The sequence below is a fragment of the Plantibacter sp. Leaf314 genome, assembly GCF_001423185.1.
Classification (GTDB): Bacteria; Actinomycetota; Actinomycetes; order Actinomycetales; family Microbacteriaceae; genus Plantibacter.
This window is the reverse complement of sequence record NZ_LMOB01000001.1, coordinates 1746382-1771841: the sequence shown is the minus strand read 5'-3', so window position 1 is coordinate 1771841 and position 25460 is coordinate 1746382. Positions and strand designations below refer to the sequence as shown.

The 25460-nt window shown below is 70.8% G+C and carries 28 protein-coding genes; 10 read left to right on the top strand and 18 right to left on the bottom strand.

All coding sequences use genetic code 11. The features are described from left to right. Window positions 1–118 precede the first annotated feature (118 nt). Together ASF68_RS08315 and ASF68_RS08310 are read left to right on the top strand one after the other, a co-directional pair. Window positions 119–1033: a VOC family protein gene (locus ASF68_RS08315; protein WP_056011619.1), complete on the top strand. Its 915-nt coding sequence runs from the start codon at window positions 119–121 to the stop codon at window positions 1031–1033. Then, window positions 1030–1662 (top strand): alpha/beta hydrolase, encoded by a 633-nt coding sequence (locus tag ASF68_RS08310; RefSeq protein ID WP_056009214.1) that lies wholly within the window; start codon window positions 1030–1032, stop codon window positions 1660–1662. Before ASF68_RS08315 ends, ASF68_RS08310 begins: the two co-directional genes overlap by 4 nt. Window positions 1663–1681: 19 nt before the next feature. Here ASF68_RS08310 and ASF68_RS08305 read toward each other — a convergent pair whose 3' ends face one another. Further along, window positions 1682–2146: an Lrp/AsnC family transcriptional regulator gene (locus ASF68_RS08305; protein ID WP_056009213.1), complete on the bottom strand. Its 465-nt coding sequence runs from the start codon at window positions 2144–2146 to the stop codon at window positions 1682–1684. 106 nt (window positions 2147–2252) lie between these two features. On the opposite strand from ASF68_RS08305, the gene ASF68_RS08300 reads away from it, so the two are divergent. Beyond that, entirely contained in the window at window positions 2253–2726 is a 474-nt protein-coding gene (locus ASF68_RS08300; RefSeq protein WP_056009212.1) for a DUF2000 domain-containing protein, read from the top strand. Window positions 2727–2782: 56 nt separating this feature from the next. Continuing rightward, on the top strand, window positions 2783–3499 hold the full coding sequence (locus tag ASF68_RS08295) for a Pr6Pr family membrane protein (protein ID WP_056009209.1): 717 nt from the start codon (window positions 2783–2785) through the stop codon (window positions 3497–3499). Here ASF68_RS08295 and ASF68_RS08290 read toward each other — a convergent pair. Both ASF68_RS08290 and ASF68_RS08285 read right to left on the bottom strand, forming a co-directional pair. After that, window positions 3471–4523 carry a medium chain dehydrogenase/reductase family protein gene (locus ASF68_RS08290; protein ID WP_056009207.1) on the bottom strand — a complete coding sequence of 351 codons (1053 nt, stop codon included), beginning with the start codon at window positions 4521–4523 and terminating at the stop codon, window positions 3471–3473. The genes ASF68_RS08295 and ASF68_RS08290 overlap by 29 nt on opposite strands. An 81-nt stretch (window positions 4524–4604) precedes the next feature. Further along, the gene (locus ASF68_RS08285) at window positions 4605–5150 is read right to left on the bottom strand and encodes a TetR/AcrR family transcriptional regulator (RefSeq protein WP_056009205.1); all 546 of its coding nucleotides are present in this window, start codon (window positions 5148–5150) and stop codon (window positions 4605–4607) included. 57 nt (window positions 5151–5207) lie between these two features. Between ASF68_RS08285 and ASF68_RS08280 the strand changes: the two genes are divergently transcribed. Further along, on the top strand, window positions 5208–5693 hold the full coding sequence (locus ASF68_RS08280) for an SRPBCC family protein (RefSeq protein ID WP_056009203.1): 486 nt from the start codon (window positions 5208–5210) through the stop codon (window positions 5691–5693). A gap of 6 nt (window positions 5694–5699) precedes the next feature. On the opposite strand, the gene ASF68_RS08275 is transcribed toward ASF68_RS08280, so the two are convergent. Together ASF68_RS08275 and ASF68_RS08270 are read right to left on the bottom strand one after the other, a co-directional pair. Next, entirely contained in the window at window positions 5700–6464 is a 765-nt protein-coding gene (locus tag ASF68_RS08275; RefSeq protein ID WP_082498539.1) for a YqjF family protein, read from the bottom strand. Next, window positions 6461–7690 (bottom strand): FAD-dependent monooxygenase, encoded by a 1230-nt coding sequence (locus tag ASF68_RS08270; protein WP_056009201.1) that lies wholly within the window; start codon window positions 7688–7690, stop codon window positions 6461–6463. The genes ASF68_RS08275 and ASF68_RS08270 overlap by 4 nt, the downstream gene beginning before the upstream one ends. 127 nt (window positions 7691–7817) lie before the next feature. Between ASF68_RS08270 and ASF68_RS08265 the strand changes: the two genes are divergently transcribed. Further along, complete coding sequence (locus ASF68_RS08265) at window positions 7818–8801, top strand: alpha/beta fold hydrolase (RefSeq protein WP_056009199.1); 984 nt, start codon at window positions 7818–7820, stop codon at window positions 8799–8801. A 126-nt stretch (window positions 8802–8927) separates the two neighbouring features. Here ASF68_RS08265 and ASF68_RS08260 read toward each other — a convergent pair whose 3' ends face one another. Together ASF68_RS08260 and ASF68_RS08255 are read right to left on the bottom strand one after the other, a co-directional pair. Further along, a complete protein-coding gene (locus ASF68_RS08260; protein WP_157580261.1) occupies window positions 8928–10325 on the bottom strand; it encodes an epoxide hydrolase N-terminal domain-containing protein in 1398 nt (465 codons plus the stop codon). Window positions 10326–10329: 4 nt separating this feature from the next. Then, the gene (locus tag ASF68_RS08255; protein WP_056009197.1) at window positions 10330–11526 is read right to left on the bottom strand and encodes a DUF418 domain-containing protein; all 1197 of its coding nucleotides are present in this window, start codon (window positions 11524–11526) and stop codon (window positions 10330–10332) included. A 45-nt stretch (window positions 11527–11571) separates the two neighbouring features. On the opposite strand from ASF68_RS08255, the gene ASF68_RS08250 reads away from it, so the two are divergent. Continuing rightward, window positions 11572–12150: a TetR/AcrR family transcriptional regulator gene (locus ASF68_RS08250; RefSeq protein ID WP_056009195.1), complete on the top strand. Its 579-nt coding sequence runs from the start codon at window positions 11572–11574 to the stop codon at window positions 12148–12150. Window positions 12151–12194: 44 nt separating this feature from the next. Here ASF68_RS08250 and ASF68_RS08245 read toward each other — a convergent pair whose 3' ends face one another. From ASF68_RS08245 to ASF68_RS08210, 8 genes are all read right to left on the bottom strand, one after another. After that, a complete protein-coding gene (locus ASF68_RS08245; RefSeq protein WP_157580259.1) occupies window positions 12195–12791 on the bottom strand; it encodes a DUF6578 domain-containing protein in 597 nt (198 codons plus the stop codon). Further along, the gene (locus ASF68_RS08240; protein ID WP_056009192.1) at window positions 12788–13390 is read right to left on the bottom strand and encodes a GNAT family N-acetyltransferase; all 603 of its coding nucleotides are present in this window, start codon (window positions 13388–13390) and stop codon (window positions 12788–12790) included. Before ASF68_RS08240 ends, ASF68_RS08245 begins: the two co-directional genes overlap by 4 nt. A gap of 94 nt (window positions 13391–13484) precedes the next feature. After that, entirely contained in the window at window positions 13485–14624 is a 1140-nt protein-coding gene (gene hpaD / locus ASF68_RS08235) for a 3,4-dihydroxyphenylacetate 2,3-dioxygenase (RefSeq protein ID WP_056009189.1), read from the bottom strand. Between the two features lie 52 nt (window positions 14625–14676). Further along, window positions 14677–16191 (bottom strand): 5-carboxymethyl-2-hydroxymuconate semialdehyde dehydrogenase, encoded by a 1515-nt coding sequence (gene hpaE / locus ASF68_RS08230; RefSeq protein ID WP_056009187.1) that lies wholly within the window; start codon window positions 16189–16191, stop codon window positions 14677–14679. Then, window positions 16188–16907 carry a GntR family transcriptional regulator gene (locus tag ASF68_RS08225; RefSeq protein WP_056009185.1) on the bottom strand — a complete coding sequence of 240 codons (720 nt, stop codon included), beginning with the start codon at window positions 16905–16907 and terminating at the stop codon, window positions 16188–16190. Before ASF68_RS08225 ends, hpaE begins: the two co-directional genes overlap by 4 nt. Continuing rightward, window positions 16904–18442, bottom strand: a complete 1539-nt coding sequence (locus ASF68_RS08220; protein WP_056009184.1) for a fumarylacetoacetate hydrolase family protein — start codon at window positions 18440–18442, stop codon at window positions 16904–16906. The genes ASF68_RS08225 and ASF68_RS08220 overlap by 4 nt, the downstream gene beginning before the upstream one ends. 58 nt (window positions 18443–18500) lie before the next feature. Next, window positions 18501–19313 carry an HpcH/HpaI aldolase/citrate lyase family protein gene (locus tag ASF68_RS08215; RefSeq protein WP_056009183.1) on the bottom strand — a complete coding sequence of 271 codons (813 nt, stop codon included), beginning with the start codon at window positions 19311–19313 and terminating at the stop codon, window positions 18501–18503. Continuing rightward, window positions 19298–20080, bottom strand: a complete 783-nt coding sequence (locus tag ASF68_RS08210; protein ID WP_056009181.1) for a 2-keto-4-pentenoate hydratase — start codon at window positions 20078–20080, stop codon at window positions 19298–19300. The genes ASF68_RS08215 and ASF68_RS08210 overlap by 16 nt, the downstream gene beginning before the upstream one ends. 156 nt (window positions 20081–20236) lie before the next feature. On the opposite strand from ASF68_RS08210, the gene ASF68_RS08205 reads away from it, so the two are divergent. Then, window positions 20237–21610: an MFS transporter gene (locus ASF68_RS08205; protein ID WP_056009178.1), complete on the top strand. Its 1374-nt coding sequence runs from the start codon at window positions 20237–20239 to the stop codon at window positions 21608–21610. A gap of 6 nt (window positions 21611–21616) precedes the next feature. Here ASF68_RS08205 and ASF68_RS08200 read toward each other — a convergent pair whose 3' ends face one another. Both ASF68_RS08200 and ASF68_RS08195 read right to left on the bottom strand, forming a co-directional pair. Then, window positions 21617–22315, bottom strand: a complete 699-nt coding sequence (locus tag ASF68_RS08200) for an IclR family transcriptional regulator (RefSeq protein WP_056009176.1) — start codon at window positions 22313–22315, stop codon at window positions 21617–21619. Between the two features lie 26 nt (window positions 22316–22341). Then, on the bottom strand, window positions 22342–23226 hold the full coding sequence (locus tag ASF68_RS08195) for a PD40 domain-containing protein (RefSeq protein WP_056009174.1): 885 nt from the start codon (window positions 23224–23226) through the stop codon (window positions 22342–22344). Between the two features lie 84 nt (window positions 23227–23310). Here ASF68_RS08195 and ASF68_RS08190 point away from each other — a divergent pair, with 84 nt between their 5' ends. After that, window positions 23311–23793, top strand: a complete 483-nt coding sequence (locus ASF68_RS08190) for a MarR family winged helix-turn-helix transcriptional regulator (protein WP_056009170.1) — start codon at window positions 23311–23313, stop codon at window positions 23791–23793. Between the two features lie 97 nt (window positions 23794–23890). After that, a complete protein-coding gene (locus ASF68_RS08185) occupies window positions 23891–24169 on the top strand; it encodes a hypothetical protein (RefSeq protein ID WP_056009167.1) in 279 nt (92 codons plus the stop codon). Between the two features lie 11 nt (window positions 24170–24180). On the opposite strand, the gene ASF68_RS08180 is transcribed toward ASF68_RS08185, so the two are convergent. Next, the gene (locus ASF68_RS08180) at window positions 24181–25389 is read right to left on the bottom strand and encodes a cysteine desulfurase-like protein (protein ID WP_056009164.1); all 1209 of its coding nucleotides are present in this window, start codon (window positions 25387–25389) and stop codon (window positions 24181–24183) included. Between the last annotated feature and the right edge of the window lie 71 nt (window positions 25390–25460).

Here is a 25460-nt window from a genome sequence, read left to right as displayed (position 1 = left end):
CGCGAGGCAAGGGCTTGACAGGCGTGTCCGGCGATTCGGAATATCGCCGCCTCCAAATGGTTATACCTACAAGTAATATCGACCCGTGCGCATCGCCGCACCACCGAACGGAGATCGCATGTCCACTGTGCTCGACGAGCGACTGCTCGCCCCGGAGACGACGATGGGTGCGGTCACGCTGCGCGTCGGTGATCTGGACCTCATGTCCGGGTACTACGCCAACGCGTTCGCGATGGAGCCGCTGGAGGAGCGGAGTCGGGCTCGTGAGGTGCACCGGGCCCTCGGGCGCGGCGACACCCCGCTCGTGCGTCTCGTGCACACACCGGACCTCCCTGCCGTGGACCGCCGTCAGGCCGGTCTCTTCCACACCGCGTTCCTCTTCGAGGACGAGGCGAGCCTCTCGGCGACGGTGTACCGCGCCGCGCAGGACCCTCGTGGCCAGTTCGTCGGATCCAGCGACCACTTCGTGAGCGAGGCGTTCTACTTCACCGACCCCGAGGGTAACGGCGTCGAGCTGTACACGGACCGCCCGCGCAGCACCTGGGTGCGGTCCGGTGACCAGATCGCCATGACCACGACGTACCTCGATCCCAACGCCTACCTGCAGCGGCACCTCACCGAGGACGCCCTCGATGCCGGCCCCTCCCGCGCCGGCGCCGTCGGCCACGTGCACCTGCAGGTCGGCGACCTCGCGACGGCCCGGGCGTTCTACGTCGACGCCCTCGGCTTCGAGACGACGCAGACGGAGTACCCCGGTGCGGTCTTCGCCTCCGCCGGCGGATACCACCACCACATCGCGATGAACGTGTGGAACAGCCAGGGTGCCGGTCCGCGGGCGGCCGCGCTCGGCCTCGGGGATGTCGCCATCACCGTCCCCGACCTCGCGAACCTCGATACGCTGACCGCACGACTGCGTTCGCACGCCATCCCGTTCGACGCGGACGGCCGGTCCGTGAGCGTGTCCGACCCGTGGGGCACGCGCGTCACCGTCGCCCTGCCCGACCTCTCGACCGAGGAGCTGCTGTCCCGATGACCACCACCCTGCGCGACGTCCGATCCGCCGATTGGGTGGGCACCGCCGCATCCGCGCCGACCGTCGCCGTGCTCCTCCACGGCTACGGCTCCCATGAACACGATCTGACGGGGCTCGTCGAGCCGCTCGCGCTCGGGATGCCGTGGGCGTCGCTGCGCGCGCCGCTCGACATGGGCCACGGCGGTGCCGCGTGGTTCGAGATCACGACGCCCGGCAACCCGGACCCGGAGCCGATCGCCCGCGCGACGGACGAGGTCTGGGGCTGGATCGACGAGCACGTGCCGGCCGAGGCGCGCGTCGTGCCGATCGGCTTCTCGCAGGGCGGCTTCATGGCCTCGCAGCTGCTCCGCACGCGGCCTGAGCGGGTCGTGGCTCCGGTGATCCTCGCCGGGTTCGTGCTGAGCGCCCCGCAGCCAGGCGACGAGGTGCTCGCCGCCACGAAGCCCGCGGTGTTCTGGGGACGTGGTCTCGAGGACCGGGTCATCGCCGAGCCGGCCGTCGCGCGCGCCGCGGCCTGGCTGCCGCTGCACACCACGCTCACCGAACGGACCTATCCCGGTCTCGCGCACGGTATCGACCAGGCCGAGATCACCGACGTGCGGGCCTTCATCGAGGAGCACGCGCGCTAGCGTTCCGCGGAGCGCTTCCTCAGTCGGACGGCTGGGCCGGCGACACCACCTGGGGCCGGACGTGTTCGTACACGACGCTCGTGCGGACGTCGGCCACCTCCTCACGCTCTGTGAGCTTGTCGATCACGAACGCGTAGAGTGCGTCGTTGTCGGCCACGGCGACCTGGAGCAGGAAGTCCTCGTTGCCGGACACGACGAAGACGGCGATGGTCTCCGGCAGGGTGATCGCCCAGCTGCGGAACGCGTCGATGTTGACCCGCGACGGCGGTCGGATGCGGATCGCGATGAGCGCTTGGACCGAGCGACCGATGGACGGCAGATCGACGTCCAATCGCGCACCGCGGATGACGCCTCGGCGGAAGAGCCCGCGCGTCCGGTCCAGTGCCGTGGTGGGGGAGACGCCGACCGCCGCCGCGATGTCGCGGTTGGTGCGTCGTGCATCGCGTTGCAGTTCGCGCAGGATCGCCGTATCAAGTTCGTCCATGTGGTCGATTCTCGCAGCATCACCGTACGACGTACGGCCTGGAACCCAGGCCTGCGTCGATCGTCATAGCCTGTTGCCCGTTCCACGCACGACATCAGGGAGAGACATGACGGAAGAGCAACGCGTCGGCTTCACGCCGGAGGAGATCGACACGGCCGCACCCACGCGGTCCGCGCGCCTGAAATGGGTCGTCGTCGTCCGGGAGGGCGTTCCCGCGGGCCGTGCCGTGAACGCCGTCGCCTGCGTCGCCGCAGCCGTCGGTGCCGGGGTGAGTGGCCTGCTCGGTCCCGACGCCGTGGACGCCGACGGCTCGACCCATGTCGGCCTGCCCTGGGCGGGATGCAGTGTGCTCGCCGCGGCGGTCGAGCAGCTGACGGCGATCCGGAGCAAGGCGGCGGGCTCTGAGGGGGTGCTCGTCGTCGACATACCGGAGGCCGCACAGCTCACGCGGGTGTACGACGAGTACCGGGAGACGGTCGCCGAGACGCCGTCCGCGGCCCTCGCCCCGCTGGCGGTCGCACTCGTCGGCCCCCGCAACCGGGTGGACCGCATCGTCGGCAGGCTGCCGTTGCTCGCCTGAGCGCAAGCCCGGTCGCTACGGAGGAACGGGTGCCAGGCGCTGGTTAGGGTTGTCGGGTGCGTTCCCCTGTCCAGCCCGCCGAGCGCGCGCCGTCCGCCGCGGCCCTCGCCACGAGTCGTGTGGTGTACCTGCTGATCGCCGTCATCATCGCGATCTCGCTCGTCATCCAGATCGTCCTCGTCATCACCGGCGGAGCCGACGCCCGCTCGGGCGGGGTGGACATGTCCGTCGGCTTGGCGACCCGCTTCGCCAGGATCTTCAGCGCCTTCACGATCCTCAGCAACCTCATCGTGCTCACGGTCTCCGTCCTCCTCGCCATCGATCCGCTCCGCGACGGACGGCTCTGGCGGGTCGCGCGACTCGACGCCCTGCTCAGCATCGTCATCACCGGCATCGTCTACGCCGTGGTGCTCGCGCCGCAGGTGAACCTCACCGGGTGGGCGCTCGTCATCACGATCGGATTCCACTACCTCTCGCCGTGGCTGACGCTCGGTGCGTGGCTCGTGTTCGGCCCACGCCCGCGGTTCACCTGGGGCACGGTCGCCTGGGCGTTCATCTGGCCGCTCACCTGGGTGGTGTTCACCTTCGTCCGCGGTGGGATCACCGGGTGGTACCCGTACCCCTTCCTCGACGTGACCCAGCTCGGTCTGCCGGGGGCCGTGCGGAACGCCCTGCTGGTGCTCGTCGTCGCGATCGTGTTCGCCGTGCTCCTCAAGCTCGTCGACCGCGTGCTGCCGGCGACGCTCAGGGGTGCAGCACGACCTTCCCGTTGAGCGTCCGGGACTCGGCGAGTTCCATCGCGGGGACGATGTCGGCGAGCGGGAACCGGGCTGCGATGTTGGCCGTGAGCTCGCCGTGCTCGAGGAGTCGGAAGACCTCGCCGAGGTCCGCCTCGAGGTGGCGGCGGAAGCGGGCCGGACGGAGCCGGTGGCCCGCCCACAGGTCGTAGAACGTCGCACTGCGTCCGTTCGGGAGGGCGGACCACAGCACGGCCTGCCCGATGGCCTTGAGGAACGGGGTCATGAGGGCGCCGGAACCGCCCACCACCGAGATGATCGAGTAGGTCACGAGCGAGCCGCCCCGCGCGAGGAGCCTGAACGCCGTGCGGGTGGTCTTCCCGCCGACGTTGTCGAACACCGCGTCGACCCCGTCGGGAGCCAGCTCGCGCACGCGCTCGGCGAGTGCCGGATCCGCGTAGTCGACGGGGATGACCCCCGCAGCACGCAGGGCCTCATGGTGTCGTGGTGAGGCGGCGCCGATGACCCGGACGCCGTGCAGTCGCGCCAGTTGGATGAGGATGCCGCCGACACCGCCGTTCGCGCCGAAGAGGAGGATCGTCTGGCCCGGCTGCACCCGCGCCGTGCGGTGCAGCATCTGCCAGGCGGTGACACCGTTCACGACGACGGTCTCGGCGTCCTCCGAGCTGACGCCCTCGGGGACGAGGATGCTGTCGCGGGCGGCGACGAGCGAGTGGCTCGCCCAGGCGCCCGTCTTCGTCAGGGTGGCGACGCGCTTGCCGAGCAGGCTCCGGTCGCCATCGTCGCCGACGGCCAGCACACGTCCCACGAGGTCGTATCCGGGGACGAAGGGGAAGGCGGGCTGGCCGAGGTAGCGGCCCTTCCGCATGGACTGTTCGGCGAAGGAGATGCCGGTCGCCTCCATCTCGACGAGGAGCTGTCCGGGGCCGGGCGACGGGACGGTGCCCGTCGTGACGACGAGTCCGGACGGTTCGACGAGGCCGGGGAGGACGACCTGGGTGGTGACGAGCTCGGCGGCGGGGGTCGGTGTCGTGTTCATGATGGGCTGCTTTCCTGTTGTGTGTGACTGGACAGTCACTTCGATGGGTGCGGAACGATGACGACCGGCGGTCGTCACGGGTCAGTCGTGTCGGATGCCGTGGTCCACGACGCGCGCCCAGTCGGCGTCGACGTCGCCGAGCCCCGCCTGGACCACGAGGTGACAGAGCTGGCCGTAGGCGAGGCTGCGCTGCACGGAGACCGCGTCCGCCCCCGAGTCGCGGGACATCACGCGGACGACGAGTGCGAGGCCGGCGCGGACGGCCTCCTGGATCTCCGGGACGTCGCACGCGCTCTGGGCGTGCACCTGAAGGGCGATGAGGCTGCGGTCGCGGATGAGTTCGATGTAGGCCTGGGTCATCGCGTCGAGCTTGTCCGCCGGACTCCACTCGGGGTGCTCGGCGACGGCGCCGGACATGGCGGCCGCCACCTGCTCGTAGCAGTGCTCCACGGCGGCCACGAAGAGTCCGAGCTTGCCGTCGAAGAGGCGGAAGACGTAGGCGGGCGAGATCTTGGCGGCCTTGGCCACGTCCGTGACGGGGGTGGCCCGGTAGCCGGCGATCGCGAAGACCTCGACGGCGCTCGCGATGGTGCGCACGCGCTGGTCCTCTGCGGTCGATCGGCTCATGTGACTGATTGAACACAAACAAGCGATGGATGTCAAGCACCCGTGTCAGGATGGGGCATGCCCGTCGTCGAATCCCGCTGCACCGTGCCCGTCACCCCCGACGTCGCCTTCGCGATCTCCCAGACCACCGGCGCGATCCGGATGCGCTGGGACCCGTTCATCCGGCGCCAGCACTTCCTCGACGGCGCGACGGCCGCGGCGAAGGGTGTGCGCACCTTCACCGTGCAGCGCTTCGGGTTCCGCATGGTCAGTGAATACGTGTCCTACCACCCGCCCACCAACGTCGGCATGAAGATGACGAAGGGCTCGTGGTTCTTCGAGCGGCTCGCCGGCGGGTGGCGCTTCAGCGCGGTCGAGGGCGATGAGGGGAGCACGCTCGCCGTGTGGCGGTACAACTTCACCTGCCAGCCGCGGTGGTTGGCACCCATCGCTGAACGCATCGGCGCGTTCGTCCTCCAACGCGACATCGACCGCCGGATCCGCGGGTTCGCGCGCGGGTGCGAGGACCCGGTGGTCGTCGCCGCGGTCACCGCCACCGACTGACCGGGCTCAGGGGCGCAGGAACGACCCGATCCCGAAGCGGGCGTTCACGCCCGGACTGAACAGGACGGAGTCGGGCTCCCGCTCTACGACGCCGGGGAGACCCGCCGCCGCCGTCAGCTCGTCGCGCAGCGTGGTCACCCGCGCCGGGTGGAGCACCCACGGCTCGTGCTCGTTCGGCAACCACTGCGTCCGCCCGAAGCGGCTCTGGAACAGACCCCAGCGCGCCGTGAGGAACCGCGACAGCTCGTCGTCGACGGTCGTGGTGCCGTCCACGTCGACGCCGAGCCGGAACCCGGGACCGCGCTTCGTCGGTGACGCGGTGATCCGGCGGGACGCGTACTCCCAGCCGTCCGTCGTCGGGCGCTGCGCGGTCCGCGCCCACTCGTAGGGCAGGCCGAACATCGCCCGGGCCGCGAGGACCGCGGGCAGGCTCGACGCCTCGAGCGAACGGAACACGACGCCGCGGCGCCCCTCGGCGTCGACCCCGTAGAGCCGCACGTTCACCTCGGTGAACGACCCGCCGATCGGCGACGGCGGCAGGGGTCCGATGCGGGCGTCACCCAGTTCGAACGCGATCAGCCCGACCCAGGTGGAGCCGTCGAAGACGTCGGGGACGACGCCCGGCGGCAGGAGCGGCGCGACGGCGCTCGCCGGGACCCGCCAGTGCACGAAGGCGAGGTGTCGCCACTCCTGGGCAGCCACGACGGGACCTGCGAGCGCCGTCGCCGTGGGGGAGATGGCGGCGAGACGGGTTTCCGGTACGTCGGTCACGCGCGGTCCCGGAGGGGTTCGAGGTGCTCGTACTCCGGCAGGTCGATCGTGTCGGCCGGCGGCGAGAAGAGCTGTGCGCCGACGAACTTCGCCGGTTTCGACCCGGCCACCCGCAGTGCCGTGCGGAAGGCGGCGACACCGGCCTTTGAGGTCGGGTTGGCGAGCTGCGGCGTGCCCGGGGGGAGTGTCTGCGCCTGCTCGACGTACGGGCGCATGATCCGCTCGTACCCGCGGAACGCGTCCCGGTGGTGCACGTGCGCGGCCAGCTCGCCCGCGAGGACGTAGGCGCCCACGATCGACAGGCTCGTCCCCATGCCGCTCACCGGTGACGCGCACCAGGCGGCGTCACCGAGCAGCGCGACCCGGCCGGACGCCCAGCGCGGCGTCCGGACCTGGCCGATGGACTCGTAATAAACGTCGTCGGCGTGGTCCAGGGCGTCGAGGACCCGGTTCGCCTGCCACGGGAGCCCGGCGAACCGGTTCCGCAGGTGCCGTCGCTGCGCCTCGAGGTCGCGGCGTGCCGGTACGACGCCGTCGCCGCGGTCGGACGTGACCTCCGTGAGGACGGCCCGGGTGGTGCCGTGGCGGTCCGGCCGCAGGGTGACACTGCGGCCGCCGACCCCCGAGTACCACTGCCACCAGGGGACGTCCGCGGCGTCGCGGGGGATGGTGAGGTACGTCATCTCGAGCCCCAGGGACCTGATGACCGCTTCGCCCGGGAACGCCAGCTCGCGGGTCGAGGAGCGGATGCCGTCCGCCGCGACGACGAGGTCGAACTCCTCGTCGTCACCGTGCGCGAACGACACGCGCACGCGCTCGCCGTCGTCGTCGAGCCCGGTGATGTGGTCTCCGTACCGGTAGGTGGTCGCGCCCTCGGTCGCGTCGACGAAGATGCGCGCCAGGTCGCCGCGGAGGATCTCGACCTCGGCGGTCGCGCCGTCGGTCTCCGAGGACTCGGACACCGGGAACTCGGCGATCGTCTCGCCGGCGTCGCCCACGAACCGGGTGCCGCGTTCGCCGGTCGTCGCCTCCTTCGCGGCGTCCTCGAGGCCGGCACGTCGCAGGACCTCGCGGGCCGCCCCGCGCACGTCGATGTTCTGGCCGCCGTCGCGGAAGGCCGGAGCCCGCTCGACGACGGTGGTGTGCCAGCCGTAGCGGTTCAGCCAGAAGGCGAGGGAGGGGCCGGCGATGCTGGCTCCGGAGATGAGGACGCGGGGGACGGTCATGATGGTGCACCTCTCGAGGAGCGAGGGATGGCCGCTCCGGTCTCTCCATCTTCGCGCCCGCCTGGCCGGATCCCGCACGGTTGACAGCTCTCGTCATCCGGGTGCCCGCCACTTGTACGCTTGGGGCATGTCGAGGATCGAGCGCAAGCGTCGCAAGCGGAGTGTGCGGGTCGATCGCGTGTACGACGGCGACGTCTACGTCCGCGTCAACTCCGTGGGCTCCAGCGGCGACCGCTCCTTCATCCTCATCCCCGGTATCGGCGTCTCCTCGACCTACTTCGAGCGGCTCGCTCCGCACCTCAACGAGTTCGGCCCCGTGCACGCCCTCGACCTGCCCGGGTTCGGCGGCGTCCCGCACCCGACGTCGACGCTCACGATCCGCGAGTACGCCGACCTCGTCGGCCGGGTCATCGACGAGCTCGACCTGAAGGACCCGATCATCGTCGGTCACTCGATGGGCAGCCAGGTGGTCAGCGACCTCGTCTCGCGTCGTCCCGAGTTGTCGACGCTCATCCTCATCGGTCCGGTGGTCGTGCCCGGTCAGCGTCGCGTGCTCACCCAGGCGGTGCGCTTCCTGCAGTCGAGTTGGCACGAGCCGCTCACCGTCAAGGTGCTCGCCATCAGCGCCTACGTCTTCTGCGGGTTCAAGTGGTTCTCGCGGGTCCTCCCGGAGATGCTCAGCTATCCCATCGAGGAGGCGCTGCCGAAGGTCGAGGCGCACACCCTCGTGATCCGCGGCGAGTACGACGCGGTCGCTCCACGCGAATGGGTGGAGCGGGTCGGCGAGCTGCTCCCCTCCTCGCGGCTCTGGGAGATCCCGGGCGCGGCGCACTCCGTCATGTACGCGCACGCCGAGGAGGTCGCCAAACTCTGCGTCGACCACGCCCGACGCACGGTGGCGGACGGCGACGACGACCGGCTCCAGGTCTACCCGGAGGACGAGGAGCGGAGTGACGACCGGGAGCCCGAGGCGCCGCAGCCGAAGGCGGTCCTCGAGGCCGTGCAGGGGCGGATCGTGGAGACCATCGGCATCGTCACGGACGACGACGACCGCGTCGCCGAAGGCAAGTCCCAGGTGGCCGACGCGGTCTCCTCCATCGACCACGACTGAGCGGCCTCCGCGGTGTGACGGATCGGGGTGCTCCGGCCCGGTTCAGGCGCGTCTAGCGAGGACCGCTCCATGAGGCCGGTGATCGGGGCAGCCTACCGGTGACAGCGCTGGTCGCGCGTGTGTCCGCTACAGCGCCGCCAGGAATGCCCGGATGTCGTCCGCGAGGAGCTCGGGCTCTTCGTGGGGCGCGAAGTGGCCGCCGCGGAGCATGACCGTGTACCGGCGCACGTCGTAGCTCCGCTCGGCCCAGCTGCGCGGCGGGCTCGCCAGATCGTGCGGGAAGAGCGCGACCGCCGTCGGCACGCCCACCCGGTCGACGCGCGTCGTGATCCCGGTCGCGGACTCGTAGTACGGGCGGAGCGAGGTGCCGATCGCGTTCGTGAACCAGTAGACGGAGGCGAGCGTCGCGAGGTAGTCGTCGCTGAACCGCGTGGAGACGTCACCGTCACAGTCGCTCCAGGCCCGGTGCTTCTCGAGGATCCAGGAGAGCAGGCCGACGGGGGAGTCGGACAGTGCGGGAGCGAGCGTGAGTGGACGCGTGTGGTGCTGATGCTCGTACGCACCCTCCTCGGCGTCCCAGACCTCCACCCGGGTGACATGCGCCCGCTCCTCCGCGGTGAGCGTCTCGGCGTCGACGTCACGTGGCGCAGCGACCGCGAGGAGATGGATACCCGCGACCGCCTCGGGGTGCGCCTGCCCGAGGCGCGAGGTGATCCCCGCACCGAGGTCACCGCCATGCGCGGCGTACCGGCTGAACCCGAGGTGATCGTGCATCAGGGTGTGCCACAGCTCGTGGGTCTGCTGGCCGAAGGTCGGCCGCTGCGGCGAGAACGGCAGCCCGGGCAGCGCGGGCACGATGACGGTGACGGCGCTCGCCGGGTCGCCGCCGAAGCGGGATGGCGTCGCGAGGCGCCTGGCGAGTTCGACGAGTTCGAGGGCGGTGCTCGGCCACCCGTTCGTGAGGACGATGGGGATCCCACCCGGAGTCTCGGCGTCGAATCGGAGGTAGCCGATGTCCGCACCGTCGATCTCGGCCCGGTGCCACGGCAGGGCGTTGATCGCCGACTGCTGCGCTGTCCAGTCGAAGCCGTCCGCCCAGTAGGTGACGAGCCGTCGCAGCTCGTCCTGGTCGGTGCCGGCCTCCCAACCGTCCGTCGGCCACCGTTCGGGCCAGCGGGTGTCGTGGAGTCGACGGCGGAGGTCGGCGAGCTCGTCGGCGTCGACGTCCATGACGGTCTGGCCGGCTGGCGACCGCGTCACCTGGTAGCGGCGCTCGATGCCGGCGGTCGCGCGGCCCCACTCGCTCGACGCGACGCGGGCCTGGTGGGCTTCGAACGCCTCGTCGCCGTCGAAGAACTCGGCGACGTCCCAGACGAGCGGGTCGTCCGACCGGGTGACCTCGAACGACACACACCCCGGTTCGGCGCGCGTGAGCGTGAGGTGCTGCGCGAGATGCGCTTCGACGGTCGCCGCCTCGGTCGGTGTCGCGCAGATCAACTGGCCGGTCAGGTGCACGGTGGTCATGGTCTCACCGTAGCGAGGGTCGGTCCTCGGAGCGCTGCGTTCCGAGCTCTGCACCGCGCTTCCAGAGCCACTCGACGGGGCCGAGGGTGAAGCGACGGAGCCAGAGATGGGCGAAGCCGGTCACGAGGGCGGCGACCACGACGAAGGCGACGACCGTGACCGGGACGCGCCATTCGGCCGTGAGCTCGGCGAGGCCGAAGCCCCAGCCATAGAAGATCGCACCACCGAGGAGGTTCTGCAGCAGATAGGCGCTCAGCGCGACCTTGCCCAGTTCCCGGAGGCGTCGCGCGGCCCATCCGTCCGTGCCGAAGCGGAGACACAGCTCGACGGTCGCCCCGAGGACACCGAGGGCGACGAGTGGTGCGGCCAGATAGCGCTCGGCGAGGAGCCCCGCGGTGCCTCCGGCGATGCCGAGCACGAGGTCGACCGGCAGGGCGCAGGCGCCGATGATCATGAGTCGGCGTCGGAGCGGACCGCTGGTCTCACCGAAGACGCCGGCGCGGAAGAGGTGCGCGCCGGCGAGGAACATGGCCAGGGTGAGGAACCCGATGAGGACCGGTTCCGCCCGGAACACCGCGAGGTTGTCGAGGCGGAAGGCCGCCAGTCCGAGGAAGGAGTCGGTGGCGTACGGGCTCGGCCCGGCCGGGAGTTCGAGGTCGCCTGACGCCGACGGTGTCGTGGCGACGAACGCGACGATCGCGGTGATGAGGAGGACGTGCAGCGCGCCGAAGACGACGATCATCACCCGCTGCGTCCTCGGTCTCGTGAGCAGGAGCCAGGCGACGATCGCGCCGGTGATCGCGTAGCCCATGAGGACGTCGAACTCCGCGATGAGGACGTAGTTCACCGCGCCGTCGATGAGCAGCAGGGTGGCACGCCAGAGGTAACGGCCGGGCCAAGGGCGTGCGCGGCGTCGGGCGGCGTCGTGCTGGATGACGAGGCCGACGCCGAACATGAGGGTCAGCAGGGCGAGGAACTTGCCCTGGGTGAGCGCCATCAATGCGAGCTGGGTCACCCCGGCAGCGGGGCCGGTCTCCGGTGTGACCGGGGCGGCGAGCATGCCGAGTAGCCCCCAGGGGTGCGAGAAGACCCAGATGTTCGTGCCGAGCGTGCCGAGGATCGCGAGTCCGCGGACGACGTCGAGGGCGGCGATCCGCGGGGACGGCCGCACGGCCGTGGGCAATACGCTCGTATTGGTCATGGGAAGACCGTACCCTGTCGAGAGGGCGAGGTGAAAGCGGAGGCGATGGCGGACGAGAACGGCAGCCGGGTGCGGATCGTCGACGCCCTGCTCAGGATCATGGCGACGCAGGGTGCCGACGCGCTGACGATCCGCACCGTCGCGGGCGAGGCGGGCGTCTCCGTCGGCGCCGTCCAGCATCACTTCGCGACGAAGGACCGCCTGCTCGTCGCGGCGATGACCGAGGTGAACGAGCGGTTCCGAGCCCGGGTCGCCGAGCGTCTCGAGGCCCTCACCTCGGGCGAGGAGCGGCTCCGGGTGTTCTGTCGCGAGATCGCCTGCATCGAGGGCGCGGACCTCACCGACGGGATCGTGTGGGTCTCGTTCGCGGCGCGGGCCAGCACGAACGCCGACATCCGGGCGATCCACGCCGAGGACTGGGCGCGCACCGAAGCGGTCCTGCTGCGCCTGCTCGTCGAGGCCCTCCCCGATGCGGCCTTCACGGCCGACGACGCGGCACTCCTTCTGGCCGTCCTCGACGGCATCGCGGTGGCGCGTGCCGCTGAGCAGTCCGACCGGATGACGCCGGCGCGGGCCGAGCGCCTGATCGACGCGACGCTGCGGAGCCTCGGGCTCGCGGGCTGAACCGCGCGGGCCAGGTTGGCGAACGCGTCAGGTTCGCGTCAGCGTCAGGCTCCGTCGACGTTGAGCTCGACGAGGTAGCCGACCAGCCGGGGCTCGACCTCGCCCGGTGGTGGGACGGTCCCGCGCGCTGCATGCGCTTCGGCTTCCGCCTCCGCGGCCGCCTGTTCCGCTGCTCGTGCTGCCGACCGGGCGTCGGCGTCTCCGGTTTCGCGCCGGGGTGGGATCCGCGGCGTCTCCTGTACGACGGGCGGCCCTGGCACGCTTTCGTGGTGCGTCACGAACGGGGAGTGCGGGACGCCGATGTACACGCCGCTGCCCGGAGGCCCGATGAGGCGTCTCGCCGCAGGCAGGGCTCCGAGTGGCAGCGGAGGGCGTTCGCTGTGGACGAGACGCGAGGGCATCGACACCGTCGACAGCCGCGCCAGAGTGCCCGTGAGCCGCTCCGGGGCGGGGTCCTCCTCGTGATGCATCTCGACGCCGTCGATCCGTGCCGTGAGATCCGCTCCGACCGCTTCGGTCAGCCAGCTCCGCTGCCCGTCGTCCACGGGCCAGACCGAGAGGGTCACTCGTTGACCGGGTTCCAGCGGCCCACCACAGCAGCCCCACTCCCAGCGGGTGAGCCAGACGGTGCGCCGGGTCATCCGCCCACCTCCGGGTCCGGGACGCTGAGCCGAGCCGCCAGCTCGGCGGTGGGCGCGGTGAGGACCCGGAGTGCGATCGCATCACCGGGCATCGGTACCCGACCGATCTCATCCAGTCCCCAGTGGCGATACATCGCGGCGACCGCGGTCGCGCGCTCGTAGACACCGATGAACGTCTGCGCTTCCGTGCGATCCTGCAGCAGTGCGGCGAGGCACTGCCGCCCGATGCCGCGTCCGCGTTCGGACGCCGTGACCGCGAGCTCGTGGACGACGACCGCGTCGTCAGGCCGGGCGAGCGCTGCGCTCGCCGCATCGCTTCCCTCGGCGAGCTGGGCGAGGATGCCGAGCCAGGCCGAGTCAGCGTCGAGCCCGTGTGCGAGCGCGAAGCCCACGAGGCGACCATCGGTGGATGCGGTGAGGAGCCGCCCACCCCGGTGCCCGAGGTGCTCGGGACCCCACTGCCGGATGGTCCCGAGGTCGAGTGCGTCCTCCAGGTAGGGCTCGGCGGTGAACGCCTCCACGAACAGCGCGGTGACGTCGTCCCACACGGCATCGGGTGCGGATCCGGAGAAACTCTCCAAGGCGACCGGGTTCGTCATCAGGCCAGCATAGGGAGGCGAAGTCCCCGTTCATTCGCCCATCTTTGGGCGAAGCGGCGTTCGTTCGCCCAAAGATGGGCGAACGAAACGCGCCCTAGAGCGTGTCGCCGAGCTTGAAGCCCTGCGCCTCGTCGCCCTTCCGTGTGTACGAGAAGCCGTCGGCACCGATCGTGACCTCGAGCTCGGAGTCGTCGGTGCGGGAGAGGACCGGCTTCGGCTCACCGTCGAGGTCGAGCACGAGCGAGGCGTCCGTGTACCAGCTCGGCACGACGGCGTTGCCCCACCAGTCACGCCGCTGGTTGTCGTGCACGTCCCACGTGACCACCGGGTTGTCCGGGTCGCCCGTGTAGTAGTCCTGCGTGTAGATCTCGATGCGGTGGCCGTCGGGGTCGCGGATGTACAGGTAGAACGCGTTCGACACCCCGTGTCGGCCCGGCCCGCGCTCGATGACGTCCGACATCCGCAGCGCACCGAGCTTGTCGCAGATCGCGATGATGTTGTGCTTCTCATGCGTCGCGAAGGCCACGTGGTGCATGCGCGGACCGTCGCCACCCGTCATCGCCGTGTCGTGCACAGTCGGCTTCCGCCGCATCCACGCCGCATACGTGGTGCCGGCCTCGTCCTGGATGTCCTCCGTCACCCGGAACCCGAGGTCCTCCATGTGGGCGACCGCGCGCGGCACGTCCGGTGTCACCTGGTTGAAGTGGTCGAGCCGCACGAGCGCACCCGGCGTGTACAGGTCGTACCGCCATGCCAGCCGCTCGACGTGCTCGACGTCGTAGAAGAACTCGATGGGGAACCCGAGCGGATCCTCGACCCGCACCGAGTCGCCGATGCCCTTCACATACCCCTCCGGACGACGCTCCACCCGGCAGCCGAGCTCCGTGTAGAACGCGACCGCGCGATCGAGGTCCTCAGGGCTCCGCACCCGGTAGCTGAACGCCGCGACGGCCGCCACCGGCCCCTGCCGCAGCACGAGGTTGTGGTGGATGAACTCCTCGAAGCTCCGCAGGTAGACCGTGTGCTCGTCCTCCTCCGTCACCACGAGGTCGAGGACCTCGACGTAGAACTTCCGGCTCGCCGCGAGGTCCGTCACCACGATCTCCATGTACGCGCACCGCAGGATGTCCGGCGGCGTGGCGGTGGGCGTCGGGATCCGGTTCCCGGGCGTGGGGATCGGGTCGGTGTCGGTCACGACGGGCTCGGGGCCGGCAGGGGTGATGGGGTTCGACATGAATGCGTCCTTGCGTGATGTCTGATGGGAGAGGGGTGTCGCGGGTCGCGCGTCAGTGGGCGGGCTGCAGCGGCCCGCCCGTGCCGAAGCGCGGGGAGTGCGCCTGGTTGAGCGTGATGTGGACAGCCTGCTGGTCGGTGTAGAAGTCGATGGAGCGGTAGCCGCCCTCGTGACCCAGCCCCGACGCCTTCACGCCGCCGAACGGGGTCCGGAGGTCGCGGACGTTGTTCGAGTTCAGCCACACCATCCCGGCCTGCACGTTCTGCGAGAAGGTATGTGCGCGCTTGAGGTCGTTCGTCCAGATGTAGGCGGCCAAGCCGTACTTCGTGTCGTTCGCGAGCGCGAGCGCCTCCTCGTCGGAGTCGAACGGGGTGATCGCGACGACCGGACCGAAGATCTCCTCCTGGAAGATCCGAGCGGTGGGGGCGACGTCGGCGAACACGGTCGGTGCTACGTAGTTGCCGGTCGGGAAGCCCTCCGGCCGCCCGCCACCGGCGACGAGGCGGGCCTCGCCCTTGCCGATCTCGACGTAGCCCATGACCTTCTCGTAGTGCTCCGGGTGCACCAGGGCACCGACCTCGGTGGCCGGGTCGTTCGGGTGACCGACGACGATGTTGCGGGCCCGCTCCGCGTAGCGCTCGACGAAGTCGTCGTACACGCTGCGCTCCACGAGGATGCGGCTTCCCGCGGTGCAGCGCTCGCCGTTCAGGGAGAAGACGCCGAACACGGTCGCGTCGATCGCGTCGTCGAGGTCGGCGTCGGCGAACACGACCGCCGGCGACTTGCCGCCGAGCTCCATCGACAGCCCCTTCAGGAAGGGCGCGGCGTTCGCGAAGATGAGCTGACCGGTACTGCTCTCGCCCGTGAAGGAGATGAGCGGCACGTCCGGGTGCTTCACGAGCGCGTCGCCGGCGTCCTCGCCGAGGCCGTTCACGAGGTTGAACACGCCGTCCGGCACCCCTGCACCGCGGAAGATGTCCGCCCAGAGGCTCGCCGACAGCGGGGTGAACTCGGCGGGCTTCAGCACGACCGTGTTGCCCGTCGCGAGCGCGGGGGCGAGCTTCCAGCTCTCGAGCATGAACGGCGTGTTCCACGGGGTGATGAGCCCGGCGACGCCGATCGGCTTGCGGTTCACGTAGTTCACTTGGCGACCGGGCACCTTGTAGGTGTCGTCGTGCTGCGCGACGATCAGGTCCGCGAAGAACCGGAAGTTCTCGGCGGCCCGCTTCGCCTGGCCGAGCGCCTGGGTGATCGGCAGGCCGGTGTCGAAGCTCTCGAGTTCTGCGAGACGTGCGTCCTGGGCTTCGACGGCGTCGGCGACCCGATGCAGGATCCGGCTGCGCTCGCGGGGGAGGAGCTTCGGCCACGGCCCCTCGTCGAAGGCGCGCTTGGCGGCGGCGACGGCGAGGTCGATGTCGGCCTGCTTCCCCGCGGCGGCCTGGACGTAGGTCTCGTTCGACACCGGGTCGAGGACGTCGAAGGTGTCGCCGTCGACCGAGTCGACGAACTCGCCGTCGATGAAGTGCCGGATACGGTCGGGCAGCGCTGCCGGAACGTGCTGGGTCATGAGTGGTTCCTCCGGTGGGTGGTGGATGACGACAACGGAGCCGCGCTCGGCGGCTTGTGGTCGGCCTGGTAGGCCAGCATCGCGTCGAGGGTCGCCGTGCGGTGGTCGCGTGCGGCGATCTCGATCTCGAGCGGTTGTGCTCCCGCGGCGATGAGCTCGAGGATGCCGTCGTGTTCGGCGACGGACTCCCGCGCGCGGCCGGGCACGAAGCTGAACGTCGAATCGCGGAGCGCGTTGAGACGTCGCCAGCCGCGGTGCACGAGGTCGAGCACGTGCGGGTTCGGGCACTCCTCGAAGAGGACCGCGTGGAACTCGAGGTTGAGTGCCGTGAACGCGTGCGGGTCGAAGTCGTCGAGGGTGCGGCGCATCCGCTCGTTGATCTCGTGGGCGCGAGCGAGGTGGTCCTCGGTGAGGTACGCGGCGCTCATCGACGTCGCTGCGCCCTCGACGAGCGCGAGTGTCTGCATGGTGAAGAGGTACTCGGTCTCCTGCAGCAGCGCGACCTGCGCGCCGACGTTCCGTTCGAAGGTGACGAGCCCCTCCGCCTCGAGCCGGCGGATCGCCTCGCGCACGGGGACGACGCTGATGTCGAGCTCGCCGGCGATCTGCCCGAGCACCAGGCGGTACCCGGGGACGAAGCGACCCTCGTCGATGCCCTCGCGGATGAAGCGGTAGGCCCGCTCGGACTTGCTCAGGGTGGGTCGCTCGGCGGTCATCGGCCCTGCTCGCTCTCGTATCGTGCCCGCCACTCGGCGTTCAGCGGGAACAGGCCGTCGACCGCGGCACCCTGGAGCACCTGCTGGGCGATCCAGGCGTCCTCGGCCTCCTGCGTCACGGCCTCGGCGGCGACCTCGGCGACGAGCGCGCGGGGGATCGCGATGACCCCGTCGCCGTCGCCGACGATCACGTCGCCGGGCAGGACGGTCGCGCCGCCGCAGGTGACGGCGACGTCGATCTCCCACGGCACATGCCGGCGCCCGAGGACGGAGGGATGCGGTCCCTGCGAGAAGGTCGGGAGCGCGAAGCCGGCCACCTGTTCGGCGTCGCGGATCCCGCCGTCGGTGACCACTCCGGCCGCACCGCGCTGCTGGGCACGCAGGGCGAGGACGTCGCCGACGGTGCCGGTGCCGCGCTCGCCGCGCGCCTCGATGACGATGACCTCGCCCGACTCGACCGTGTCGAAGAGGCGCTTCTGCGCGTTGAAGCCGTTGCCGCGTTCGGCGAAGAGGTCGGGCCGGTGGGCGACGAAGCGGAGGGTGCGGGCGACGCCGACCATGCGCGTCCCGGGACGCGAGGCGTGCACGCCCTCCACGAACACCTCGGTGTAGCCCCGTGCTCGGAGCTTGGCGCTGAGCGTCGCGGTCGAGACCGCCGCGAGATGCTCGGCGACCGCGGGATCGAGCGGTTCGACCACCCGGGAGGTGGCCCCATGGTCTGTGAGCGTTCCCTGGTCCCCGAGCGCGTTCTGGACCCTGAGCTTGTCGTAGGGCACGCCGGCCAGCTCGGCATCGCCCCAGGCCTCGACGCGTTGCCGGTCGTCGACGGCGGGCTTCGAGCCGACGTCGCCGAAGGGCACGGTGCCGTCGACGACGGTGGTCACGAGTCGGCCGCTCGACGGGGTGCCGGAGGCGGTGGGGGCGTCGACCTCGACCTCGACGACGTCGCCCGGGACGACGACGGAGGAACCGGCCGGCGTGCCCGTGAGGATCACGTCGCCGGGCTCGAGCGTCGTCAGCTGCGAGAGGTCGGCGATGAGCTGGGCGAAGGGGAAGAGGAGGGTGTCGCTCGTGTCCTCCTGGACGAGCTCGCCGTCGACCCAGGTGCGGACGCGGAGGCCAGCGGGGTCGATGCGGTCGGCGGGGATGACGGTCGGGCCGAGGGGCGTGTAGCCGTCGCCACCCTTGGATCGGAGGTTCGAGCCCTTGTCGGCCGTGCGCAGGTCGTAGAGGCCGAAGTCGTTCGCGGCCGTCACGCCGGACACGTGCTGCCAGGCGTCCTCGACCGTGACGCGTCGGGCCGCGGTGCCGATGATGATCGCGATCTCACCCTCGAAGGCGAGCAGTTCCGCGCCGGCCGGCCGCTCGATGGTGTCGCCACTGCGGGCGACGGAGGACCAGGGCTTGAGGAAGTACGAGGGGTGCTCGGGGGTGCGTCCACGTTGTGCGGCACGCGAGGGGTAGTTGAGGTGTACGGCGATGATCTTGCCGCCCGCGGCGGCCCGGAGGTCGCTGTCGTCATCGTGGTTCGTCATCGTCCGTCCTCAGTTTGGTATATGGAATCATATACGATCCCGATGGATTCGGAAAGGGTCAGTAGCCGTCGCCACGCGGGGCGGCACGACGGCCGTCGATGAACCGCTCGGCCAAGCCCTCCGAGGCTCGCGCGAGCAGTGAGACGTCGGCCCCGACGAGGACGAACGACGCGCCGTGGTCGAGGTAGTGCTCCGCCACGGCGGGATCGAAGGCGTTCACGCCGGCTGGCTTCCCGGCGGCGGCAGCGGCGTCGAGGACGCGCTCGACCGCCGCGATCACCGTCGGATGCCCCTGCTGGCCGAGGAGGCCCATGGAGGCCGAGAGGTCGGCCGGCCCCACGAACACCGCGTCCACACCGTCCACCGCGAGGATCTCGGCGGCGTGCTCCACCGCGGACGCCGACTCGATCTGCACCGTCAGCGACACGGATCCGTTCGCCAGTGACAGATAGTCGTCCACCCGGTTCCAGCGGGACGATCGGGCCAAGGCGCTACCGACCCCGCGGACGCCCTGCGGTGGGTAGCGCACGGCCCGGACGAGCTCGGTGGCCTGAGCGGCGGACTCGACCATGGGCACGATGAGGTTCTGGGCTCCGAGGTCGAGGACCTGCTTGATCACGACGGGATCGCCAAACGGCACCCGCACGAGCGGGCACACCGGGAACGCCGCGACGAGCTGCAGCTGCAGCTGGATGCTCTCGAGCGTGTTCGCGGAGTGCTCGCCGTCGATGAGGAGCAGGTCGAGGCCGCTGCCCGCCGCGATCTCCGCGGCGACCGGACTCCCCGACACCACCCACATGCCCACCAGTGGGCGGTCGGTGGTTCGCAGGCGCTCGCCGAAGGTCGGCGGCAGGGTCATTCGAATCGGCATGTGACGGCTCCCAGTCCCTGGTACTCGGCGTGCACGGTGTCGCCGCGCTCGACCCACATCGGTCTCGTGAAGGACCCGGCGAGGACGATCTCCCCGGCGGCGAGGCTGCCGCCGTGCTGGGCGAGCTTGCCCGCCAGCCAGGAGACGCCGAGGGCCGGGTGGCCGAGGACCGCCCCGGCGACACCGGATTCCTCGATCGTCTGGTTGCGGTAGAGGAGCGCCGACACCCAGCGGGGGTCGACCGCGTCCGGGCGGACGGGATTTCCCCCGAGCACCATCGCCCCGAGCGCTGCGTTGTCGGCGATCGTGTCGACGATCGTGCGGCCCTCCAGCTCGATGTGGGAGTTGAGGACTTCGAGCGCCGGCACGATGTAGTCGGTCGCGTCGAGCACCTCGAAGATGGAGCAGCCGGGGCCCTGGAGCGGTCGGCCGAGGACGAAGGCGAGCTCGACCTCCACCCGCACGTTGGAGTACGCGTCGAAGTCGAGCGTGGCGCCGGAGTCGAACACCTGGTCGTCGAAGATCACGCCGTAGTCGGGTTCGGTGATGCCGGTGGCCTGCTGCATCGCCTTGGAGGTGAGGCCGATCTTGTGGCCGACGACGTGGTGTCCGGCGGCGATCCGGCTCTCGGCCCAGAGCGCCTGCACGGCGTAGGAGTCCTCGATGCCCATGTCGGGATGGCGAGCGGTGAGGAGCGGGATGATGCTCCGCTCGTCGTGGGCGGTGGCCAGTTCGGCGGCGATCGCCCGGCGTTCGTGATCCTGCATCGGTCCCGTCCTCATCTGCGTCGACTGCGGTCTGCGATCACGATACGGTGCGTCGTCATCGACTGCCTCTTGCGCGTTCCTCACGATTGTATACGATGTGGTGTACATTCTGGCGGCCCAACGGTGGGTCGCGACGGACAAAGGGGTCTCGAGACAATGACAACCGCATCTCTGGCGCGGGCGACGACGCCCGCGGAACTCCGCCGGGTGGCGTTCGCCACCGTCATCGGCACCACGGTCGAGTGGTACGACTTCTTCCTCTACGCGAGTGCTGCCGGACTCGTCTTCTCGCAGCTCTTCTTCCAACCGGCCGGTCCGCAGGCGGCGCTCCTGCTGTCGTTCGCGACCGTCGGGGTCAGCTTCCTGTTCCGTCCGCTCGGGGCGTTCGTCGCCGGCCACTTCGGTGACCGCATCGGGCGCAAGCGCATGCTCGTCATCACGCTCTTCCTCATGGGCGCGGCGACGACCCTGATCGGTCTGCTGCCCACCTACGACCAGATCGGCATCCTCGCGCCGGCTCTGCTCGTCTTCCTCCGCATCCTGCAGGGGCTGTCCACCGGTGGCGAGTGGGGCGGAGCGGTCCTCATGGCCGTCGAACACGCGCCGACCGGCCGACGCGGGCGGTTCGGCGCGTTCCCGCAGATCGGCGTCCCCATCGGGCTGCTGCTCGCCTCCGGCATGCTCGCGCTCATGACCGGCGTGATCTCGCCCGGAGCCGCGTTCCTCGAGTGGGGCTGGCGGGTCCCGTTCCTGCTGAGCTTCGTGCTGATCATCGTCGGCTACGTCGTGCGCCGCAAGGTCGACGAGAGCCCCGTCTTCGTCGCCCTCGCGCGGAACAAGGAGCGTCGCCGCGTCCCCATCGTCGAGCTGTTCCGGCACCACTGGCTGCTCGTCCTGCTCGCCGCCCTCACCTTCGCGGGCAACAACGCCGCCGGGTACATGACCACCGGCGGGTACATCCAGAACTACGCGACCACGCCCCTCGCCGACGGCGGCCTCGTCGGGATGGAACGCACACCGGTCCTCCTCGCGGTCACCGGCTCGGCCGTGGTCTGGCTGATCGTCACCTGGTTCGCCGGCTCGTTGTCGGACCGCATCGGGCGACGCAACACGTACATCATCGGCTGGGTCGCGTTCCTCGCCACCGTGTTCGTGCTCTTCCCCCTCGTGAACACGGGCAACCCGGTCCTCCTGTTCCTCGGGCTGGCGCTGTTCACGATCGGCAACGGCTTCACCTACGGGCCCCAGGCGGCGTACTTCGCCGAACTGTTCCCGGCGTCCATCCGGTACACCGGCGTCTCGGTCACCTACGCGATCGGTGCGATCCTCGGCGGTGCGTTCGCGCCCACGATCGCGACCTGGCTCGTGCAGCTCACCGGCTCGGCGACGAGCGTCGCGTTCTACATCGCGGGCATGATCGTCATCGCGTTCGCGGCGACGCTGCTCCTCCGCGACCGCACCGGGATCTCGCTCGGTGGCGAGGCCGAGGAGCAGCAGGGTCGCGGCCAGGTGTACGGCACGCGGATGTAGCCGGGCTCAGACCGACGATGCGATGGTCGCGGCCCCCTCGATGAGGCGGGCCGCGATCTCGGTTTCGGGGCGGCTGCTCGCGACGTAGACGACGGCGAGGGCCGCGGCCGGCGACCCGTGCACGGCGAGCGGGACGGCGACGGCACGGAGGCCCGTGATGACCTCGTCGTGGCTCGACGCCCAGCCCTGCTCGCCGACCGCGGACAGCTCGGCGCGATGTGCGTCGTCGAGGGTGTCGGGCCACTGTGCGAGCGGTAGCCGGGAGGCGATCGCCTTGCCCGGCGCACCCACACCGATCGGGTGTCGGGTTCCCGGCCGCTGCGCGATCGACCCCATCGCGTGGCGAGGTTCGACGCTGACGAGCGTGACGATCTCGTCGCCGTCGAGCACCGCGAGGAAGCAGGTCATGCCGAGTTCGTTGGCGACGGCCGTCAGCTCCGGGAGGGCGGCTGCCTGCAGGTCGTGGGAGACGCCGGCGGCGAGGGCGGCCAATCGGGAGCCGAGGGCGATCCGACCGGCGGCGTCGCGAACGACGAGCCGATGGTCCTCCAGGGTGCGCAGCAGCCGGTAGGTGACGCTGCGGTGGAGGCCGAGCGCCGTGCTCAGCTCGTCGATCGTCAGTGGTGCCCGGGCGTCGGCGAGGACCTCGAGGATGCGGATGCCGCGCGAGAGCGTCTGCGAGTGGGCGCTTCTGGCATCGGTCACCTCTCGACAGTACCCAGTGGCGACGGTCAGGGCGCGATCGGGTAGGCGACGAACGCGAAGCGGGTGCTGTCCGGGGCCCAGCTGTTCACGTTGATCGTGCCCTGGCCGCCGAACACCGGGTACCGGCGGAGCGGGGTCGCCCAGTCGTCGGTCGAGACGAGGCGGACCTCGACGTCGAGGTCGGCCGGGTGCCCGATCGTCCCGGCGGGGAACGCGATGTACGCGGCGAGGCGGGCGTCGGGGGAGAGATGCGGGAACCAGTCGACGGTGTCGCTCGCCACGAGGTGTTCGAGGGTGCCCCCGCCGTCGGGGATGCGGGCGAGCTGCGCGTGACCGGGCTCGATGCCGAAGTGCTCGGTGTTGCAGACCAGCCATCGGCCGTCGGGCGACCACTCCGGACCGTCGAGGTGCCCGTCGCCGGTGTCGAGGACCGTGACCGGGCCGCCACCCTCGACCGCTGGGGCGACCGCGAGCCGGCCGGGGTGCTCGAAGCCCTCGAGTTCCACGTAGGCGATGCGCTCGCCGTCGGGCGAGACGCCGTGCAGGAAGTGCCAGCGGCCGTCGTCGGCGGTGAGCTTCGTGACGGAGCCGCCGGAGAGGGCCCCGCGGTAGATGTGCCCGTCCATCGCGGAGAGGAGGATGTGCTCGCCGTCGGGGTCGAGCACGTGGTCGTTGTTGAGCTCCGGCAGGCCCGCGAACTCGATCCGGGTCAGGCCCGCACCGGGGTCCTCCACGCTCAGCGACCACAGCCGGCCGTTGCCGTTGAGGACCAGCGTGCTCCCGTCGAGGGACCAGTTCGGCGCCTCGATGAGGAGCTCGTCCGTCTCGAACAGGACCTCCGGCTCCGCATCGGAGGGGCCGCCGAGGAGGATTCGGGAACGCTGGCCGGGGGCGAGGGCGCGGAAGGTCATGGGTCCATCGTCCTCCTCCGGGGCGGCGCCCGCACGGCCCGATCGCGGGGTCTTCGTTGTAGCGGCAAGCATTACGCTGGGACCATGACGGACACCCGCTGGCTGAGCGACGCGGAGCAGCGGGACTGGGTGCGGTTCGCGGCCGTCCTCGAGCTCCTCCCCGCTGCCCTCGATCTGCAGCTGACGCGGGACGAACACCTCACCCACTTCGACTACTTCACCCTCGCGATGTTGTCCGAGGCCCCCGAGCGCACGCTCCGCACCTCGGCGCTGGCCGCGCGGACGAACGCGACGCTCCCTCGTCTCTCGCGGGTGCTGACCCGCCTCGAGGGGGAGGGCTTCATCGCACGCTCACCGGTGCTGGAGGACCGGCGCGCGACGAACGTGACGCTCACCGACGCCGGATGGGACAAGGTCGTCCAGGCAGCGCCCGGGCACGTCGGCAACGTCCGCTCACTGGTGCTCGATGCGCTCAGCGCCGAGCAGGTCGAGCAGCTCGGCGCGATCTCCGCGGCCCTCCTGACGCGACTCGACCCCGACGGGCGGATGTTCGCCAGCGAGGCCTGATCTCCGTCGCGTGGGGGATTCCGCTCGGCGCGGCTCGGCGTAGCGTGTCGACGGATGCCACGTGCACCACCGACAGCGTGGCGGATCGGAGCGAACCATGACCGGATCGACCCAGCCCGAACCGGGATCGGAACGAGGCGAGGTGCCGGTGGCCGGCCCCGCGTCGTCGGAGCCCGCGTCCTCGCAGCCCACGTCGTCCAGCGGGAGCTCCACCGCCGTCTGGTACTTCGTCGGCGCCACGTTCCTCTTCGCCGGACCGCCCATCTTCGGCGTCAACGACTTCGGGTTCTTCCGGATCATCACCCTCGTCCTCGGGGCGGTCGTCATGGTCGCCGGGTTCGTCGTGCTGCGACGGGAGACCACCAAGCGTTCGTGACCCGCGACGGGTCAGCTCGCGAGGAACGCCCTGACGCCGTCCAGCAGACGGTCGACGTCCTCGTCCGAGGTGTACGGGGCGACGCCGACGCGCAGGCCGCCGACGTCGTCGAGGCCGAGCGCCGCGAAGGGTTCGACCGCATAGAACGAGCCCGACGGTGCGAGCACGTCGCGGGCCGCGAGGAAGGCCGAGGCGTCCGCCGAACGTCGACCCGGGAAGGTCATGAAGAGGGTCGCCGTGCGCTCCGCGGCCCTGGAGTGCAGCTCGACGTCGGGGGCGAGGGCGCCGAGTTCCTCCTCGATGCGGGTGCGCAGCGCGAGCTCACGCTCGTGGACGGACGCGGCGGAGGCGACCAGGCGGTCGCGTCGGTTCTCGGCGGCACCGGGGTCGATCGTGGCGAGCACCCCGATGGCCGCGGTCACGCCCGCAAGGAGCTCGTAGGGCAGGGTGCCGAACTCGAAGCGCTCCGGCACCACGTTCGTCGACGGCTGCAGCTTGTCGGGGTGGATCGACTCGAGGAGCGTCGGCGATGCGGCCAGGACGCCGCAGTGCGGGCCGAAGAACTTGTACGGCGAGCAGACGAAGAAGTCGGCGGCGAGTGCCTCGACGTCGACGACGTGGTGCGCCGTGTAGTGGACACCGTCCACCCAGACGAGCGCGCCTGCCGCGTGCGCCCGGTCGGCGATGGTGCGCACGGGCGGGATCGTGCCGATGAGGTTCGACGCGGCCGTCACGGCGACGAGGCGGGTGCGCTCGCTGAGGGCCGCGTCGAGCGAATCGAGGTCGAGCTCGCCCGTCGCGGCGTCGAGCTCGATCCACCGCACGGTCGCCCCAGCGCGTTCCGCGGCCTGGATCCAGGGCCGGACGTTCGCGTCGTGGTCGAGGCGGGACACCACGACCTCGTCACCCGCCGACCAGTCGCGGGACAGGTGCTTCGCGAAGTCGTAGGTGAGCTGGGTCGCGCTGCGTCCGAAGACGATCCCGCGCGGGTCAGCGGCGAGGAGGTCGGCGCAGGCGGCTCGGAAGGCGGTGACCGCGTCGTCGGAGCGGCGCTCCGAGGCGACCGACGTCCCGCGGTTCGAGAGCGGGCCGGTGAGCGTGTCGAGGATCGCCTGCCCCACCGCGAGCGGAGTCTGCGTGCCGCCCGGGCCGTCGAAGTGGGCGATGCCCGAGGCGAGTGAGGGGAACGCGGTCCGGAGTCGTGCGACGTCGAGGGTCATGCGTCCATCCTGCCGCGCGCTGAGCGTCGAGGACGGGAACGACGGGGAGCAGGCGCGCCGTCGCTTGATAC

Excerpts from the sequence above, each read along its gene's own strand:
- ASF68_RS08315 (WP_056011619.1), top strand. The coding sequence starts at position 119 with ATGTCCACTGTGCTCGACGAGCGACTGCTCGCCCCGGAGACGACGATG.
- ASF68_RS08310 (WP_056009214.1), top strand. The coding sequence starts at position 1,030 with ATGACCACCACCCTGCGCGACGTCCGATCCGCCGATTGGGTGGGCACC.
- ASF68_RS08305 (WP_056009213.1), bottom strand. The coding sequence starts at position 2,146 with ATGGACGAACTTGATACGGCGATCCTGCGCGAACTGCAACGCGATGCA.
- ASF68_RS08300 (WP_056009212.1), top strand. The coding sequence starts at position 2,253 with ATGACGGAAGAGCAACGCGTCGGCTTCACGCCGGAGGAGATCGACACG.
- ASF68_RS08290 (WP_056009207.1), bottom strand. The coding sequence starts at position 4,523 with ATGAACACGACACCGACCCCCGCCGCCGAGCTCGTCACCACCCAGGTC.
- ASF68_RS08285 (WP_056009205.1), bottom strand. The coding sequence starts at position 5,150 with ATGAGCCGATCGACCGCAGAGGACCAGCGCGTGCGCACCATCGCGAGC.
- ASF68_RS08280 (WP_056009203.1), top strand. The coding sequence starts at position 5,208 with ATGCCCGTCGTCGAATCCCGCTGCACCGTGCCCGTCACCCCCGACGTC.
- ASF68_RS08270 (WP_056009201.1), bottom strand. The coding sequence starts at position 7,690 with ATGACCGTCCCCCGCGTCCTCATCTCCGGAGCCAGCATCGCCGGCCCC.
- ASF68_RS08265 (WP_056009199.1), top strand. The coding sequence starts at position 7,818 with ATGTCGAGGATCGAGCGCAAGCGTCGCAAGCGGAGTGTGCGGGTCGAT.
- ASF68_RS08260 (WP_157580261.1), bottom strand. The coding sequence starts at position 10,325 with ATGACCACCGTGCACCTGACCGGCCAGTTGATCTGCGCGACACCGACC.
- ASF68_RS08255 (WP_056009197.1), bottom strand. The coding sequence starts at position 11,526 with ATGACCAATACGAGCGTATTGCCCACGGCCGTGCGGCCGTCCCCGCGG.
- ASF68_RS08250 (WP_056009195.1), top strand. The coding sequence starts at position 11,572 with ATGGCGGACGAGAACGGCAGCCGGGTGCGGATCGTCGACGCCCTGCTC.
- ASF68_RS08245 (WP_157580259.1), bottom strand. The coding sequence starts at position 12,791 with ATGACCCGGCGCACCGTCTGGCTCACCCGCTGGGAGTGGGGCTGCTGT.
- ASF68_RS08240 (WP_056009192.1), bottom strand. The coding sequence starts at position 13,390 with ATGACGAACCCGGTCGCCTTGGAGAGTTTCTCCGGATCCGCACCCGAT.
- hpaD (WP_056009189.1), bottom strand. The coding sequence starts at position 14,624 with ATGTCGAACCCCATCACCCCTGCCGGCCCCGAGCCCGTCGTGACCGAC.
- hpaE (WP_056009187.1), bottom strand. The coding sequence starts at position 16,191 with ATGACCCAGCACGTTCCGGCAGCGCTGCCCGACCGTATCCGGCACTTC.
- ASF68_RS08225 (WP_056009185.1), bottom strand. The coding sequence starts at position 16,907 with ATGACCGCCGAGCGACCCACCCTGAGCAAGTCCGAGCGGGCCTACCGC.
- ASF68_RS08220 (WP_056009184.1), bottom strand. The coding sequence starts at position 18,442 with ATGACGAACCACGATGACGACAGCGACCTCCGGGCCGCCGCGGGCGGC.
- ASF68_RS08215 (WP_056009183.1), bottom strand. The coding sequence starts at position 19,313 with ATGCCGATTCGAATGACCCTGCCGCCGACCTTCGGCGAGCGCCTGCGA.
- ASF68_RS08210 (WP_056009181.1), bottom strand. The coding sequence starts at position 20,080 with ATGCAGGATCACGAACGCCGGGCGATCGCCGCCGAACTGGCCACCGCC.
- ASF68_RS08205 (WP_056009178.1), top strand. The coding sequence starts at position 20,237 with ATGACAACCGCATCTCTGGCGCGGGCGACGACGCCCGCGGAACTCCGC.
- ASF68_RS08195 (WP_056009174.1), bottom strand. The coding sequence starts at position 23,226 with ATGACCTTCCGCGCCCTCGCCCCCGGCCAGCGTTCCCGAATCCTCCTC.
- ASF68_RS08190 (WP_056009170.1), top strand. The coding sequence starts at position 23,311 with ATGACGGACACCCGCTGGCTGAGCGACGCGGAGCAGCGGGACTGGGTG.
- ASF68_RS08185 (WP_056009167.1), top strand. The coding sequence starts at position 23,891 with ATGACCGGATCGACCCAGCCCGAACCGGGATCGGAACGAGGCGAGGTG.
- ASF68_RS08180 (WP_056009164.1), bottom strand. The coding sequence starts at position 25,389 with ATGACCCTCGACGTCGCACGACTCCGGACCGCGTTCCCCTCACTCGCC.